General features: G+C 71.5%; 12 protein-coding genes. 6 read left to right on the forward strand and 6 right to left on the reverse strand.

Annotated features, from left to right (window positions below; genetic code table 11):
• Window positions 1–24 precede the first annotated feature (24 nt).
• Window positions 25–594, reverse strand: coding sequence for a TetR/AcrR family transcriptional regulator (locus FXF51_RS38140; RefSeq protein ID WP_148439631.1), 570 nt, complete (start codon window positions 592–594; stop codon window positions 25–27).
• Between the two features lie 76 nt (window positions 595–670).
• Here FXF51_RS38140 and FXF51_RS38145 point away from each other — a divergent pair, with 76 nt between their 5' ends.
• Complete coding sequence (locus FXF51_RS38145; protein WP_148439633.1) at window positions 671–1,048, forward strand: nuclear transport factor 2 family protein; 378 nt, start codon at window positions 671–673, stop codon at window positions 1,046–1,048.
• Window positions 1,049–1,064: 16 nt separating this feature from the next.
• Here the strand turns inward: FXF51_RS38145 and guaA are convergent, their stop codons facing one another.
• Window positions 1,065–2,612 carry a glutamine-hydrolyzing GMP synthase gene (gene guaA / locus FXF51_RS38150; protein ID WP_148439635.1) on the reverse strand — a complete coding sequence of 516 codons (1,548 nt, stop codon included), beginning with the start codon at window positions 2,610–2,612 and terminating at the stop codon, window positions 1,065–1,067.
• Between the two features lie 96 nt (window positions 2,613–2,708).
• Here guaA and FXF51_RS38155 point away from each other — a divergent pair, with 96 nt between their 5' ends.
• Window positions 2,709–3,614 (forward strand): hypothetical protein, encoded by a 906-nt coding sequence (locus tag FXF51_RS38155; protein WP_148439637.1) that lies wholly within the window; start codon window positions 2,709–2,711, stop codon window positions 3,612–3,614.
• On the opposite strand, the gene FXF51_RS38160 is transcribed toward FXF51_RS38155, so the two are convergent.
• Window positions 3,605–4,426, reverse strand: coding sequence for an SDR family NAD(P)-dependent oxidoreductase (locus tag FXF51_RS38160; RefSeq protein WP_187414794.1), 822 nt, complete (start codon window positions 4,424–4,426; stop codon window positions 3,605–3,607). The genes FXF51_RS38155 and FXF51_RS38160 overlap by 10 nt on opposite strands.
• Window positions 4,427–4,525: 99 nt before the next feature.
• A complete protein-coding gene (locus FXF51_RS38165; RefSeq protein WP_148439641.1) occupies window positions 4,526–6,019 on the reverse strand; it encodes a DUF885 family protein in 1,494 nt (497 codons plus the stop codon).
• Window positions 6,020–6,107: 88 nt separating this feature from the next.
• Between FXF51_RS38165 and FXF51_RS38170 the strand changes: the two genes are divergently transcribed.
• Window positions 6,108–6,848 (forward strand): N-acetyltransferase, encoded by a 741-nt coding sequence (locus tag FXF51_RS38170; protein WP_262380097.1) that lies wholly within the window; start codon window positions 6,108–6,110, stop codon window positions 6,846–6,848.
• Between the two features lie 12 nt (window positions 6,849–6,860).
• On the opposite strand, the gene FXF51_RS38175 is transcribed toward FXF51_RS38170, so the two are convergent.
• Window positions 6,861–8,366: a succinic semialdehyde dehydrogenase gene (locus FXF51_RS38175; protein WP_148439643.1), complete on the reverse strand. Its 1,506-nt coding sequence runs from the start codon at window positions 8,364–8,366 to the stop codon at window positions 6,861–6,863.
• A gap of 73 nt (window positions 8,367–8,439) precedes the next feature.
• Here FXF51_RS38175 and FXF51_RS38180 point away from each other — a divergent pair, with 73 nt between their 5' ends.
• The 3 genes from FXF51_RS38180 to FXF51_RS38190 all read left to right on the forward strand — a co-directional run bounded on the left by FXF51_RS38180 (window position 8,440) and on the right by FXF51_RS38190 (window position 14,325).
• On the forward strand, window positions 8,440–10,836 hold the full coding sequence (locus tag FXF51_RS38180) for a protein kinase domain-containing protein (RefSeq protein ID WP_148439645.1): 2,397 nt from the start codon (window positions 8,440–8,442) through the stop codon (window positions 10,834–10,836).
• Between the two features lie 31 nt (window positions 10,837–10,867).
• A complete protein-coding gene (locus FXF51_RS38185) occupies window positions 10,868–12,919 on the forward strand; it encodes a beta-propeller domain-containing protein (protein ID WP_187414795.1) in 2,052 nt (683 codons plus the stop codon).
• Between the two features lie 155 nt (window positions 12,920–13,074).
• Window positions 13,075–14,325, forward strand: a complete 1,251-nt coding sequence (locus FXF51_RS38190; RefSeq protein WP_148439646.1) for a S8 family peptidase — start codon at window positions 13,075–13,077, stop codon at window positions 14,323–14,325.
• 65 nt (window positions 14,326–14,390) lie between these two features.
• Here the strand turns inward: FXF51_RS38190 and FXF51_RS38195 are convergent, their stop codons facing one another.
• The gene (locus FXF51_RS38195; protein WP_148439648.1) at window positions 14,391–16,127 is read right to left on the reverse strand and encodes a glycerol-3-phosphate dehydrogenase/oxidase; all 1,737 of its coding nucleotides are present in this window, start codon (window positions 16,125–16,127) and stop codon (window positions 14,391–14,393) included.
• Window positions 16,128–16,160: the final 33 nt, after the last annotated feature.

Genomic DNA, 16,160 nt, shown 5'->3' on the forward strand with positions numbered 1-16,160 from the left:
CGGCGCACCTGCTTTTGATACAGATCACGGCGCGGGAATGTGGCCGAGGGCGCGCAACAGGGTGGTGCGCAGCGTGTTCCTGGATTCTTCGGGCGCCATAGTGGTCTCCTCGCTCGCCGCGTGCGCCAGCTTGATCGTCACGGTGACGAGCCACCCCGTGGGGGCCTCGGCGTCGAACTCCCCGGCGTCCTGGCCGCGCCTGACCACCCGCTCCAGCAGCCCCGCGACGGACGTGTGCCGGTCATGGTCGGCCTCGGGGGTCACGGGCAGCGAGGCGAGCCGCTGGAGCAGGGCGGGGTGTCGCCCGGCGGCGCGCTCCCCCGCGTCGAGCAGCCGCAGCAGCGCCTCGGCGGCCGGGCCGTCGTCGGGCCCGGCGGCCTCCATGGCGGCGACGGTCTGCTCGGTGAGGTGGTCGAGGACGGCCGCCAGCAGCCGGTCACGCGAGGGGAAGTGGGCGTAGACGGTCTGCCGGGTCACCCCCGCGGCGGTGGCGATGGCGTCGAGGCTGGCGTCGGCGTCGTCGTCGAGCAGCTCGACGGCGGCCGTCAGGATGGCGGCCCTGCTGCGGCGGGCGTCGGCGCGGCGGTTACGCATCTCTTACACCTTGTCCAAGTTAGCGCGAGATGTATATCTTACAGCGCGTAAGAGTTATGGCCGACACAGGAGCAGCATGAACACGGACCCGAAGAAGTTCATCGCCGGCTTCATCACCTCGCTGACCGAGGACCTGGTGAACACCGACGAGGACGCGGCGACGATCATCGACCGATACCACACGCCCGACATCGTGCAGATCGCCGACGGCAACCGCATCGACCGGGACAAGCTCATCGCCCACACCCGGCCGGTGCGCAAGAACCGCCCGGAGAGCCGCATGGAGGTGCACGAAGCGATGGCGGACGGCGACCGGCTCGCCGCCCGCTACACCCTGCACGTACGCCAGCGCGGCAAGGACCTCGCGATAGACGTGCACTTCTTCGGCCGGTTCGCCCCCGACGGCCGGATGCGCGAGGCCAACCTGCTCACCCGAGCCCTGCCCGCCGCCTGACGACGGGGCAAGGGCCTCACTCCCACTCGATGGTGCCCGGAGGCTTGCTGGTCACGTCGACCACCACCCGGTTGATCTCGGGCACCTCGTTGGTGATGCGCGTCGAGATGCGGGACAGCACGTCGTACGGCACCCGCGCCCAGTCGGCCGTCATCGCGTCTTCCGACGTGACCGGCCGCAGCACCACCGGATGCCCGTACGTGCGCCCGTCGCCCTGCACCCCCACCGACCTGACGTCGGCCAGCAGCACCACCGGGCACTGCCAGATCTGCCGGTCGAGACCGGCCCTGGACAGCTCCTCGCGGGCGATCGCGTCGGCCTCACGCAGGATGGCCAGCCGGTCGCGGGTGACCGCGCCGACGATGCGGATGCCCAGGCCGGGGCCCGGGAACGGCTGGCGCCACACCATCGCGGCGGGCAGGCCGAGCTCCTCGCCGGCCCGGCGCACCTCGTCCTTGAACAGCGCCCGCAGCGGCTCGACCAGGGTGAACTCCAGGTCTTCCGGCAGGCCGCCGACATTGTGGTGCGACTTGATGTTGGCGGTGCCGGTGCCGCCGCCCGACTCGACCACGTCGGGGTAGAGCGTGCCCTGGACCAGGAACTCCACCGGGCCGTCGGCCATGATGGCGCGCTGCTCGTCCTCGAAGACGCGGATGAACTCGCGACCGATGATCTTGCGCTTCTCCTCCGGGTCCGTGACGCCCTCCAGGGCCTTGAGGAACCGCTCGGAGGCGTCGACCACGCGCAGCTTGACGCCCGTGACGGCCACGAAGTCGCGCTCGACCTGCTCGGCCTCGCCCTTGCGCAGCAGCCCATGATCGACGAACACGCAGGTCAGGCGGTCGCCGATGGCGCGCTGGACGATCGCGGCGGCCACCGCGGAGTCGACGCCGCCCGACAGCGCGCAGATGGCCCGGCCGTCGCCGACCTGGCGGCGCACGGCCTCCACGGAGTCTTCGACGATGTTGAGCATGGTCCATGAGGGACGGCAGCCGGCCGCCTCCAGGAAGTGCTTGAGCACCGCCTGGCCGTGCTCGCTGTGCAGCACCTCGGGGTGGAACTGCACGCCGTACAGGCCGCGCTCGACGCTCTCGAACGCGGCGACCGGCGTCTCGCGGGTCGAGGCGGTCACCCTGAAGCCCTCGGGGGCCGCCGCCACGCTGTCGCCGTGGGACATCCAGACGGTCTGGCTGGCGGGCAGGCCGGCGAAGATGACGCCCTCGTCGAGCACCTCCATCGCGGTGCCGCCGTACTCGGCGACGCCGGTGCGGGCCACCTCGCCGCCCAGCGCCTGCGCCATGGCCTGGAAGCCGTAGCAGATGCCGAACGTGGGCACACCCGTGGAGAACAGCCCGTGCGGCACCGGCGGGGCGCCCTCGGCGTAGACCGAGGAGGGGCCGCCGGACAGGATGATCGCCTTCGGGTTCTTCGCCATCATCTCCTCGACCGGCATGGTCGAGGGCACGATCTCGGAGTAGACGTGGCACTCGCGCACCCGCCTGGCGATGAGCTGCGCGTACTGTGCGCCGAAGTCGACCACCAGCACTGTGTCGAATTCAGACACCGTGAGAACCCCCCAAAGGCGAATGCGGTGCCCCCAGTGTATCGGCCTTGGCACTTACACCTGGCCTGGCAGGGGCCAACGTGCTAACACAGAACAATGGATCTTGTCTGGCCGGCGGCGGCGTGGGCCCTCTGGGTCGCCGCGCTCGCAGCCGCCTTCAAGGTGTCCAACCGGAACGACCCCGGGCAGGGCGCCGAGCAGCCCGCGCCCGCCCCCGTGGCCGACCTCTTACGCGGCATGCGGGCTCAGGAGGTGTTCCACAGCGCGCTGGTCGAGCTGGGCCGGCACGGCTGGGCGGCGGTCGAGGGCGACCGCCTGTCGCTGAGACCCCCGCCGGAGGAGCCGCTGCCCGACTACGAGCGGTGGGTCGTGCAGCGGGTACGCGCCGGCGTCGGGAACGCGTCCGAGGTGGCGGTGATCGACCTGATGCCGCCGGCGTCCGAGCTGGACCGCGCGTTCGTCCCCCTCGTCCGCGGGCACGCCATCGAGCTGGGCCTGGCGCGGCGGCGCTGGCCGAGCATGCTGGTGCCGGTGCTGCTCGCGGCCGGGCTCGTCGTCCCCTGGTGGGTCACGGTCGCGGCGGCAGGGGTGTCCTGGCCGGGGATCATCGCCACGGCGGTGTCGTTCGTGGCGGGGATCGGGCTGCTCATGGGCGGCCGGGGGTTCCTGCTGACGGCGCGCGGCCGCGCGGTGGCCGACGCGGGCCCGGCCGGCGCCGCCCAGGAGTGGATCTTCACGGGCAGCGGCTGGCGCAGCGGCGAGATCGAGCCCGCCAGGCCGCTCCCGCAGCGCAGGGAGGTCGCCGGGCACGTCGTCAAGCGGTGGGCGGACACCGAGCACTACTACATCGCCCTGCACGACGGCAGCTCGCGCAAGGCCACGGCGTTCGAGGTGGAGCAGGGCCTGTACCAGGACGTGCTGCCGGGCGACGCCGTGAAGGTGCTGGTCAGGCCGCGCAGCGGCACGGTCGTCCGGGTGCTGGCGCACGACCGTCACTGGTAGAGGGGCAGGCTCCCGGTGAGCAGGGCCTCGGTCTGCTCACGCAGCCGGGTGGCGTACTTGGGGTCGGTCAGCAGCAGGAACCGCTCCTCGCGGATGCCGGTCACGACCAGGTCGGCCACCTCCGACGGCTCGATGCCGCGCTCGGCCGCCCTGCTGATCGTCTCCCGCGACGCCACCTCGTCGGGGGTGGGGGCGGCGGCCGGGCCCGGCGGCCTGGCCCGGTCGGACTCGCCGATGCGGGTCCTGACCGCCCCCGGGCAGAGCGCGCTGACCCGCAGCCTGGAGCCGGTGGCGGCGAGGTCCTCGGCCAGCGCCAGGGACGCGGCCAGCGAGGCGTACTTGGTCACCGAGTACCCGCCCGACCCCGGCGAGGCGAACAGGCCCGCGACGGAGACGGTGTTGACGACGTGACCCTCGGTGTCCTGCTCGATCATGCGCGGCACGAACTCGTGGATGCCGTGCAGCACGCCCCACAGGTTCACGCCGAGCAGCCAGGAGAAGTCCTCCTCGTCACGGGTCCACATGTGGCCGCCCTGGTAGACGCCCGCGTTGTTGCACAGCACGTGGACGGCGCCGAGCTCGCCGAAGCAGCGGTTGGCCAGGTGACGCACGGCCCAGGCGTCCGACACGTCGGTGATCTGCGTGAGCACCTCGGCGTCGCCGGCGAGCGCCGCCGTTCGCGCGAGCCCGCCGTGGTCGACGTCGGCGAGCATCAACCTCATCCCCTCGGCCGCGAACCGGAGGGCCAGCGCCCGCCCGATGCCGCTTGCCGCACCTGTCACCACCGCGACCTTGCCGGAGAGCTCGCGCACGGACAAACCTCCCTAGCGACTCGACGCCACAGACGTTCCCCCGATCACCCCGACCCCGATGCTACGGACGTTTCCCCCGATCACTACCCGGAACGCTCGTCAGAGCGCGGCGTCGATCAGGCCCAGGGGCGGCGCGCCAAGGGTGAGCAGCTCCTTGTGGAAGCGCTGCACCGTGAAGCCGGCGCCCCACTGGGCGCGGGCCCGCTCGCGCAGGTCCATGATGAGCAGCTTGCCCCAGGTGTAGCGGCCGTACGTCGGGTCGAACGAGGCCCGCTGCGCCTCCGACAGCGCCGCCGGGCCCGCCAGGTGCGTGTCCGACTCGAAGCGCCTGGCGCCCTCCTCGACCGTCATCTGGCCGGTGTGCACGCCGATCGCGCAGGCCAGCCGGGTGACGCGGATCAGCGCCTCCACCCAGACGCCGATCTCGAAGCGCGGGTCGCCGGCCTCGAAGCCCTCCTCGACGCACAGCTCCTCGGCATAGTGCGCCCAGCCCTCGATGAACGCCACCGACTGCAGCACCCTGCGCACGTCGGACGCCGCCCGCCGCAGCGCCCTGGCGTGCGAGAAGTGCCCGGGGGCGACCTCGTGCACGTTGATCGCGGGCAGCGTCGTGGCGCTGAACACCTCCAGCCACTCCTCCTGGTCCTGGCGCGGCCAGGAGGTGTCAGGCGGCGTGATGTGGTACCAGGACGGGCCCTCGGGCTCGCCCGGCGCGTTCCACGCCATCATGGCCATCGCCCAGCGGCGCGACTCCGGCGCCAGGCCCACCAGGCACTCGCCGTCGTGGTAGGGCACCAGGTCCTTCTCGCGGGTGAACGCGATCGCCTTCTCCGTGCCGACCCGCGCGGCCTCGATCACGCCCTCCGGGTCGGGGTGGTCCTTGACCAGCTCGCGTACGACGTCGAGCGGCGCCCGGTCCTTCTCCCCCAGCTTGGCGCAGGACTCGGCGAGCAGCGCCATCAGCCGGTCGCGCTCGGCGTCGGCCCGCTCGGCCAGCTTGCCGAGATCGACGGGCAGTCCCTCGGCGGTGCCCATCAGCTTCGCCAGCGCCTCGCCGCCGAGCGAAGCGTCCTGGTCGCCCTCGGCCGCGGCCCGCTCCAGGTGCGCGACGATCCTGGCGTGCGCCCGCAGCGCGGCCTCGTCCGTGACGCCCGCGGCCAGCCCCTTCGCGGCCCCGAGCAGGGACTTCGCGACGGGCGCAGGCACCTGGTCGAGCGCGGTCAGCGACTGCTCCACGGCCTCGGGCCAGAGCGCGAGGTGAGCCGCCTTGGCCGCGACGCGCTCCTCCTCGGGGCCGTAGTCGCGGTCGTAGGTGGCCAGTTCGAGGTTGGCGAGGTGGACCAGCGGGTTCTTCCGGTGCAGCTCCAGCTCGCCGAACTGGGTGCGCAGACTCTCCTCGAACACCTGGAGGTGCCGGGCGTCGTGCGCGTCCTCGGGTGCGGGCCCCTGGCCGAGCCGTGCCAGCCCGGCCCGTACGCCGTCGAGCGACAGGTCCTGGATCCGGCCGTCGTACTCGTGCCTGCCGCTGCCCTCGCGCGCCTCGGCCACCATCAGGTCCGTGATGGCTCGTAGCCTGGCGTCAAGTTCTGTCATGCCGCCGACGCTACTGCACTGCCTTTGGGATCTTAAGTACCAATAATCCAGACGCGGAGCGGACTTGCCGGCGGGCAAGATGTCCGCCATGGCCATCCGCATCACCACCCTCGCCGAACGCCCGGAATTTGCCGCGACGCTCTGGGACATGGAGAACACCTGGCACGAGTTCATGCTGCAGGACCCGGTCGCGGACTTGTACTACACCCTGGTCAAGACCGCCTACCCGGACCACGTGCTGGTGGCCGACGACGACGCGGAGCCGGGGCGGATGGTGGCGCGGGGCTACATGACGCCGTTCGTGTCCAACGGGGGCGAGCTGCCCGACAACGGCTGGGACGGCGTGATCCGGTCCGGCTGGCTGGCCCGCGAGCGCGGTCTGCCCACCGACGCCGTCTCCGCCCTGGAGATCACCGTCCGCCGCGACCTGCTGGGCAAGGGGCTGTCCGCGGTGATGCTGGCCGCGCTGCGCGACCAGGCCGCCCGGCTGGGCCACCGCGAGCTGGTCGCCCCCGTCCGTCCCAACCTCAAGCACCTCGAACCGCACACGCCGATGGCGGAGTACGCGTTCAGGACGCGCGCCGACGGCCTGCCCCACGACGCCTGGCTCCGCGTGCACGTGCGGGCGGGCGGGAAGATCGTCAAGGTGGCGCCGCGGTCGATGGTGGTGGCGGGCACGGCGGCGGAGTGGCGTCACTGGACCGGGCTGCCCTTCGACCGTTCCGGGCCGGTGGAGGTGCCGGGTGCGCTCGCCCCCGTGCACTGCGACCTCGCCCACGACCACGCCGTCTACGTGGAGCCCAACGTCTGGGTCAGCCACCCGGTCTGACCGGCGAAGCCGCTACTTGAGCCGGGCCCGCCGCATCACCTTCAGCGTCGTCGCCAGCAACCCCGCCCACCGCTCGTACGGCATCCCGGCCGGCGGCTCGAACCCCAGCCATCCCGCCTGCGAGGCCACCGTCTTGGCGTCGGTGTAGCGCAGCAGCCCCTCGACCCCGTGCCTGCGGCCGAGCCCGGACGCCTTCATCCCGCCCATGGGCGCGTCGTAGGACGCGTACGCCGAGGCGTACCCCTCGTTGATGTTGACCGTCCCCGCGCGGACCCCGGCGGCCAGGCGGCGGGCGCGGGGCGGGCTGGAGGTCCAGATGGAGGCGTTGAGGCCGTAGACGGTGTCGTTGGCCAGCGCGACCGCCTCGTCCTCGGTGGAGAACGGGTAGAGCGCGACCACCGGCCCGAACGTCTCGGCGCGGCACAGCTCCATGTCCTCGCCGACGCCGGTGAGCACGGTCGGCTCGTAGAACAGGGGGCCGAGGTCGGGCCTGGCCCGGCCGCCGGTCAGCACGGCGGCGCCCTTGGCGACGGCGTCGTCCACGTGCGCGCTGACGGTGTCGAGCTGGCGGCGGGAGGTGAGCGAGCCCATCTGCACCGACCAGTCGTGCCCCGCGCCGAGCTTGAGCGCCTGGACGGCGCGGACGAAGCGTTCGGCGAAGGCGTCGAAGACGGACGCGTGCACGTACAGGCGCTCGATCGACAGGCAGAGCTGCCCGGCGTTGGTGAAGCAGGCGCGGACGGCGCCCTGCACGGCCACGTCGAGGTCGGCGTCGTCGAGCACGATCATCGGGTTCTTGCCGCCGAGCTCCAGCGAGCAGCCGATGAGCCGCTTGGCCGCCTCCTCGGCGACCTTCCTGCCGCCCCTGGTGGAGCCGGTGAAGACGACGTAGTCGGCGTGGTCGAGCAGCGCGTCGCCGACGTCGGCGGGCTCGCCGAGCACGACCTGCCAGATCTCGCGCGGCATGCCGAGCTCCACCAGCAGGTCGATGGTCCACAGCGCGGACAGGGCGGTCTGGGTGTCGGGCTTGTGCACGATCGCGTTGCCGGCCAGCAGCGCGGGCACCGCGTCGGTGACGCCCAGGGCGAGCGGGTAGTTCCACGGGCTGATGAGGGCGACCACGCCCTTGGGCCGGCGCAGCTCCGTCACGCGGGTGGCGGCGGGGAAGATGCCCTTGCGGGGGCGCGGGGCGAGCAGGCGGGGGGCGCGGCGGGCGTAGTGGAGGCTGCAGCCCGCGACGTCGAGCACCTCCTCGAAGGCGTGCTTGCGGGCCTTGCCGGTCTCGTTCTGGACGATGTCGAGGATCTCGTCCCTGCGGTCGAGGATGGCGTCGTGCAGGAGGAGGAAGGGCCTGGCCCGCTCCGCGGGCGATCTGGCCGCCCATTCCGCCTGGGCCGCCCTGGCTCTCCCGTACGCGGCGCGAATGTCCTCCGCGTCGGAAATGGGCAGCTCAGCGAGGGTTTCTCCGGTGAAGGGAGCGATGACGCACTGTGTCCTACCGCTGGACGTGACCTGCATTCCCGAAGCATATTCCGGGGCGCTACCGGCGGGTAGTTTTTGCGGATGCGCGGCATAGGGCCAGAATCCCCTCATGGCATCCTTCGCTCCGCTCCGCACCGGAGACCCACAGCGGCTGGGGGGCTTCGAGCTCGTCGGCCGGCTCGGCGAGGGCGGTCAAGGCGTCGTTTACCTGGCCAAGGACCACGCGAGCCAGAGCGTGGCCGTCAAGTGGCTGCGGCCCGACCTGTCGGGCGACCAGGTGAGCGTGGAGCGATTCCTGCGCGAGGTCCAGGTGGCCCAGCAGGTCGCGCCCTTCTGCACCGCCGCCGTCCTGGGCACCGGGGTCGAGCAGGACAGGCCGTTCATCGTCAGCGAGTTCATCGAGGGCCCCTCCTTACAGCGGGTCGTGCAGGAGGAGGGGCCGCGCACGGGCTCCGTCCTGCACCGGCTGGCCATCGGCACCGCCACGGCGCTGGCCGCCATCCACCAGGCCGGCATCGTGCACCGCGACTTCAAGCCGGCCAACGTCATCATCGGCGCCGACGGGCCGCGAGTCATCGACTTCGGCATCGCCCGCGCGCTCAACGCGACCTCCACGATCAGCAGCATGGTCGTGGGCACGCCGTCCTACATGCCGCCCGAGCAGATCATGGGGCACACCGTCGGGCCGGCCGCCGACATGTTCTCGTGGGCCAGCGCCATGGTCTTCGCCGCCTCCGGGCGGGCGCCGTTCGGCAGCGACACCATGCCCGCGGTGATCAACCGCGTGCTCAACCAGCAGCCCGACCTGGGCGCGCTCGGCGAGGGGCCGCTGCGTGACGTGGTCGTGGCGTGCCTGGCCAAGGACCCGGCACAGCGGCCCACGGCCGAGCAGGTGATCATGCTGCTGCTGCAGCAGCCCGCGCCCAACCCCGGCATGCTGGCGCAGGGCGCCGCCGAGGCCGCGCCCGGACAGGGTTACCCGCCGCCCTCGGGCCACCCGTTCGCCTCCTCAGCCGGGACGCCGGCCGGCCAGTCGTTCGGCTCCCCGGCAGGCTCACCCTCCGGTCCGCCTTCCGGCCCTCCCTTCGGGCCTCCTTCTGGTCCTCCCTTCGGCTCCCCTGCCGGGCCGCCCTCCGGTCCACCCTTCGGCTCCCCTGCCGGGCCTTCCGGCCAGCCGTTCGGCTCTCCCACCGGGCCGCCGTTCGCCTCGCCCTCAGGCGCTCCTTCCGGGCCGATGTCCGGCAACGTCCCGTACGCGACCGGCGCCCAGTTCCCCCACGGCCGGCAGGCGGGGTGGCAGCAGCAGCCGACGCAGCCGCCGTACGGGCAGCAGGGCATGTACACGCACGCGCCGCCACGCAAGAGCGGCAGGGCCCCGCTGATCGCCGGCATCACGGTGGCGGTCGCGCTGCTCCTGCTCGCCGGCGTGATCGTGATCATCCAGCTCGACAAGTCCTCCTCCACCACGGTGGCGATCGGCACCGGCACGCCGGAGCCCGGGCGCTCACGCACCGGCACCGGGACGGCGGAGCCGGGCCGATCCGGCCCGTCCGAGAGCGCCGGACCGCTGCGGACGGAGCAGGCGGCCGTGCCGGCGACCGGCACCAAGCGGACACTCCCCGGCGGCAAGATCTCCCTGTACGAGAACCCCGCGGACGCCATCGTCCTGACCTCCTACGAGGTCTACGACAAGAAGAAGGACGACTGGATCGACTACGCCAGGAACTCGCTGCGCGGCACGTTCGCCAAACTCCCCGGCAACTGGGAGTCGATGGTCTCCCCCGACGGCAAGCTCCTGGCCAGCAGAGGCAGGGAGTACAGCTCCGACGACTTCGACTTCATCGTCATCCGCGACCGCGCCACCGGCCAGGACACCACGATCAAGACCGTCAAGAAGCCGCAGATCAGCAGCATCAGGTCCTGGTCGAAGGACGGCTCGAAGATCCTGCTGAACATCGAGAAGAAGAGCGGCAGCAAGTGGCTCTACCTCGGCTTCGTCATCGTGGACGTGGCAGGGAAGACGGCCGACGTGGTGAGCGTGGACGACACCTCGATCCGCGGCACCGCCTTCGGCTTCGACGGCGACGACGAGGGCGTGGTCAACGTCTACGGCAAGGAGACCGACCGCAACCTGCGCTTCTTCGACGCCGAGGGCGAGGCCACCCGCTCGCTGACCGGCATCGGCACGCTCTCCGCCGGCACGCAGGACATCTTCTCGCCGTCGGGCAAGACGTTCGTCACGAACTGCCCGAACGGCGGCGACGGCGACCACTGCGTCTGGGACACCGCGACGGGCGAGCAGGTCGAGAAGTTCACCTCCGACTGCGACAAGGTGCTCGGCTTCTATGACGAGAACCATCTGTACTGCTGGGAGCAGCAGAACGGCGTCAACGACGAGATCCAGGTGCTCGACTTCAAGGGCAAGCTGCTGCGCAAGATGCTGGAAGTGCCCGACGACCTGAACTTCAGCCCGGTCTTCACCATCAACCCATCCAAAGGCTCCTGAACCATCCCGCTCGCGCAGCCGTGATGAGGGCATGAAGACGTTGATCCGCACGGCCGTGACCGCCGCGGCACTCGCGACGGTCACAGCCGCCTGCACCTCTTCGACGGGAGGCACCTCCGCTCCGCCCCCGAAGGCGACGTCGCTCGGCGCCATCCGCCTGGTGGCCTACAGCAGTTGCGACGACGCCCTGTCCGGCCTGCGGGACAAGGCCGCCGCGAACGTCACCGCGTACGGCTTCGGCGGCGTCATGCCGCTGGCGGTCCAGGACTCCGCGGCCGAGTCGAAGGCCAGGGTGGCGGCGACGCCCGAGCACTCCGCCACGAACGTGCACGAGGCCGGCGTGGACGAGCCCGACCTGGTCAAGACCGACGGCAACCGGGTCATCACGGTCGCGGACGGCACCCTGCGGATCATCGACACGGCCACCAGGAAGGTCACCGCGTCGCTCAAGCTGACCGAGGGCGAGGGCGGCCCCGGCATCCCCGCCGACCTGCTGGTGGCGGGTGACCGCGCGCTGGTGCTGATGCGGGGCGGCGACATCATGTACAAGGCGCGGTCCATCATGCCGCCGGGCGACACCCGGTACGTCGTGGTGGACCTGGCGGGCGAGCCGAAGGTGCTGAGCACGATCAGGACGCAGGGCTCGTACGTGGACGCCAGGATGGTCGGCTCCACGGTCCGGCTCGTCACCCGCAGCCAGCCCGAGATCACCTTCCCTGAGCCGGGGCAGAACGCCGCCGAGGCCGACCTGATCAAGGCGAACCAGGAGGCGGTCCGGCGCGCGCCGGTGGACGCCTGGCTGCCGAAGATCGAGATCACGGACGCGTCCGGCACGGTCACGAAGGACTCGGTGAAGTGCGAGCGGGTCAGCCACCCCGCCGACTACACCGGCACCTCGATGCTGACCGTGCACACCGTCGACCTGGCGCAGGGCGTCACGGCGGCGGGCACCGACCCGATCAGCCTGGCGGCCGACGGCGACGTGGTGTACGGCACGGGCCAGAGCCTGTACGTGGCCAGCAACCCGCACTGGTGGTTCCCGGTGGCGCGCCCGATGCCCGCCGTGGACCAGGCCCCGGCGGACACCGTGGAGCAGGCCCCGGCGGACGCCGTCGCCCCCGCGGTCGAGCCCACCCCGGACGACCCGGCGGTGTCCTCCTCGGCGTCCGCGCCCGACGCGCCCGCGACGCCCCCGTCGGCCACGGCACCCGCCGAGCCGAGCCCGCAGCCGACGCCCACCATCCCGCCGGAGGAGACGGAGGTGCACCGGTTCGACATCACCCGCCCGGGCGCCCCCGCGTACGTGGCCTCGGGCAAGGTCGGGGGACGCCTGCTGAACCAGTACTCGATGTCGGAGTACGACGGCCACCTCCGCATCGCCACCACGGAGAGCTCCGGCGACGAGAAGACCAGCTCCAGCACCGTCCACGTGCTCAGGGCCGACACCCTGGCCCGGGTCGGCGAGGTCGGCGGCCTGGGCAAGGGCGAGCGCATCTACTCGGTCAGATTCATCGGCCCGATCGGCTACTGCGTGACGTTCCGGCAGGTGGACCCGCTCTACACGCTGGACCTGCGCGATCCGGCCGCGCCCAAGGTCACGGGCGAGCTGAAGATCACCGGCTACTCGGCGTACCTGCACCCCGGCAGCGAGGGCAGGCTGATCGGCATCGGCCAGGAGGCCAGCGAGCGGGGCAGGACGCTGGGCACGCAGGTCTCGCTGTTCGACGTCAGCGATCCGGCCGCGCCGCGCCGCCTGTCGCAGCTCTTCCAGAAGGACTCGGGCTCCGGGGCGGAGTGGAACCCGCACGCGTTCCTGTACTGGCCGAAGACCGGCCTGTCGGTGATCCCGCTGAACAAGGTGAACGAGTCGGGCGCGCTGGTGCTGCAGATCTCCGACGCGGGGGTGAAGGAGCTGGGCATGATCAAGCATCCGACCCAGCGCCAGGAGGGCGGTTACAGCTACCAGCCCGGCATCGAGCGCTCGATGGTGATCGGCGACTCGTTGTGGACGGTCTCGTACGAGGGCGTCCAGGTCAACGACCTCACCACGCTGTCCTCACAAGCCTGGATCCCGCTTCGTTAAGCAACCAGAAGGCGCCGGTTCGTAGCGAACCGGCACCTTTTTTGTGGACTTATCCCGACAAATGGTGAAAACTTTGCTTACACCCCACTGTCGGACCGGTTGGTTCGTGTCATAAACGGGCGGCCGGTCCCAGATCGGAAAGGGACCACGCTGCCATGCGACCACGCACCCCCCTGCTCGCATTGCTCGCCGGCGCGATGGCGTTACTCGCCGCCCCCCTGCCCGTCTCCGCCACGACCGCCGCACCCGACGGCACGTACATCGTCCAGCTCAACCCCACCATGCGCGCGCCGCGCGGCGCCGCCCAGAGCCAGGTGGACGATCTCGGCGGGCAGCTCATCGGCGTGTACGAGCACGCCTTCAAGGGCTACACCGCCCGCCTGAGCGCCACCGCCGCCGAACAGCTCAAGAACAACCCGAACGTCGTCAGCGTGGAGCCCGACGCCGAGGTGCACGCCTTCGTCCAGACCGTGCCCACGGGCGTCAGGCGCATCTTCGGCCCCGCCAACCCGAACCTCGACATCGACGGCACCGACGACGTGCGCATCGACGCGGACGTCGCCGTGGTCGACAGCGGTGTCGACAACACCCACCCCGACCTGAACGTGGTCGCCAGGGCCAACTGCCTGACCGGCATCTGCATCAACAACTCGGGCACCGACGACAACGGCCACGGCTCGCACGTCGCGGGCACCGTCGGCGCCCTCGACAACACCATCGGCCCGGTGGGCGTCGCGCCCGGCGCCCGCATCCACGGCGTCAAGGTGCTGAACGCGGCCGGCTCCGGGAGCCTGGCCGGCATCGCCGCCGGCATCAACTGGGTGGTGGCGCGCGCCTCCACCATCGAGGTCATCAACCTGAGCCTCGGCTGCAACGGCTGCTCAAGCAGCGCGATCAGCACGGCGATCACGAACGCGGTCAACGCCGGCATCGTGGTCGTGGTGGCCGCGGGCAACAGCCACGTGAACACCTCCTCGTTCTTCCCCGCCAACCACCCCGACGTGGTCACCGTGTCCGCGCTGACCGACAACGACGGTTTGCCCGGCGGCGCCGGGGGCAGCACGCTGTCGTGCCGCAGCGAGACCGACCAGGACGACACCTCGGCGTTCTACTCCAACTTCGGCTCGACCGTGGAGATCACGGCGCCCGGCACGTGCATCTACTCGACCTACCGCGCCGGTGGGTACGCCACGATCAGCGGCACCTCGATGGCCAGCCCGCACGTGGCGGGCGCGGCGGCGCTGCTCACCTCGGGCACCCACAAGCCGACGAACCGGACGGGCTCGCTGGCCGTCCGTAGCACGCTGATCTCGACCGGCAACCTGAACTGGACCGACGACTCGGGCGACGGCGTCAAGGAGCCGCTGCTCGACGTGCACGACGCCACGCGTTATCCGCCGGCGTAGAACCATCCTGGACGGGGCGGTCCGCGGACCCCGCAGCGCCGCGGGCCGCCCCCTCAGGCGTTCGCTCAGGTGTGTTCCGGCACCACCACGGGGACGATCTCCGGCGCGCCCAGCCTGATGGCGTCCGCCTCGTGGTCGGAGTCCTGCTCCTGCGAGCGGCGCTCGGCCTCCACCCGCTTGGTGTAGTACTCCACCTCCCGCTTGACCTGCTCGCCGTCCCAGTCGAGCGGCTCGGCCAGCAGCTCGGCGGCCTCCTGCGCCACGGCCACCCCGCGGTGGAAGGTCTCGATGGAGATGCGGGTGCGCCGGGTCAGCACGTCGTTCAGGTGCCGGGCGCCCTCGTGGGTGGCGGCGTAGACGATCTCGGCCCGCAGGTAGTCGTCGGCCCCCGCCAGCGGCCGGGCCAGCGACGGGTCGCGCTCGATCAGCTCCAGCACCTCGTCGATCAGCGAGCCGTAGCGCTGCAGCAGGTGCTCGATCCTGGCCACGTGCAGCCCTGACTCGTGGGCGAGGCGGTGCCGGGAGTTCCACAGCGCCTGGTAGCCCTCGGCGCCGACGAGCGGGATGCGGTCGGTGCAGGAGCGCGGCACCCGCTGGTCGAGCCCGTGCGCCACGGCGTCCACCGCGTCCTGGGCCATGACCCGGTACGTCGTGTACTTGCCTCCGGCGATCATCACCAGCCCCGGCACGGGATGGGCCACCACGTGCTCCCTGGACAGCTTGGACGTCTCGTCGGACTCGCCCGACAGCAGCGGCCGCAGCCCCGCGTAGACGCCCTCGACGTCGTCGCGGGTCAGCGGCACCGACAGGACCGCGTTGACGTGGTCGAGCAGGTAGTCGATGTCGGTGCGGGAGGCTGCGGGATGGCTCTTGTCGAGCGTCCACTCCGTGTCGGTGGTGCCGATGATCCAGTGGCGGCCCCACGGGATCACGAACAGCACCGACTTCTCCGTACGCAGGATGATGCCGGTCACCGAGTGGATCCGGTCGCGCGGGACGACGAGGTGGATGCCCTTGGAGGCGCGCACGTGGATCTGCCCGCGCCCGCCCACCAGCTCCTGGATGTCGTCGGTCCAGACGCCGGTGGCGTTGACCACCTGACGGGCGCGCACCTCGAAGTCCTCGTCCAGCTCCAGGTCGCGCACCCGCACGCCGGTGACCCGCTCGCCCTCCCGCAGAAAGCCCACCACCTGCGCCCTGGGCGCGATGTGCGCGCCGTACGTGGCGGCGGTGCGCAGCATCATCATCACGTACCGGGCGTCGTCGACCTGCGCGTCCCAGTACTGGACGGCGCCGGTGAAGGCGGTCTTCTTCAGCGCGGGCGCCAGCCGCAGCGCGCGTGATCTGGACAGGTGCCGGTGGCCGGGCACGCCCCTGGTCAGGCCGGTGGCGAAGCCGAGCGTGTCGTAGAGCGCGACGCCCGCGCCCACGTACGGGCGTTCCCACCCGTAGTGGGTCATCGGGAACAGGAACGGCACCGGCCGCACCAGGTGCGGCGCGATGCGCTGCAACAGCAGCGCCCGCTCCTGCAGCGCCTCGCGCACCAGCTCGAAGTTGAGCTGCTCCAGGTAGCGCAGGCCGCCGTGGATCAGCTTGGACGAGCGTGACGAGGTACCCGAGGCGTAGTCGCGCGCCTCGACGAGGGCCACGTCGAGGCCGCGGGTCGCGGCGTCGAGCGCGATGCCCGCCCCCACGACCCCGCCGCCGACCACGACCACGTCGAGCTCCTCGGACGCCATGCACTCCAGCGCCTCTGCCCGCTCGGCGGGCCCGAGCCGGGCCGCGCACCTTCCCGACGTCATATTTCCCCCTGGAACGCCTGTGGTCTGCGTTCT

Origin of the sequence: Nonomuraea sp. PA05, assembly GCF_008086045.1 — a bacterium.
Taxonomy (GTDB): domain Bacteria; phylum Actinomycetota; class Actinomycetes; order Streptosporangiales; family Streptosporangiaceae; genus Nonomuraea; species Nonomuraea monospora.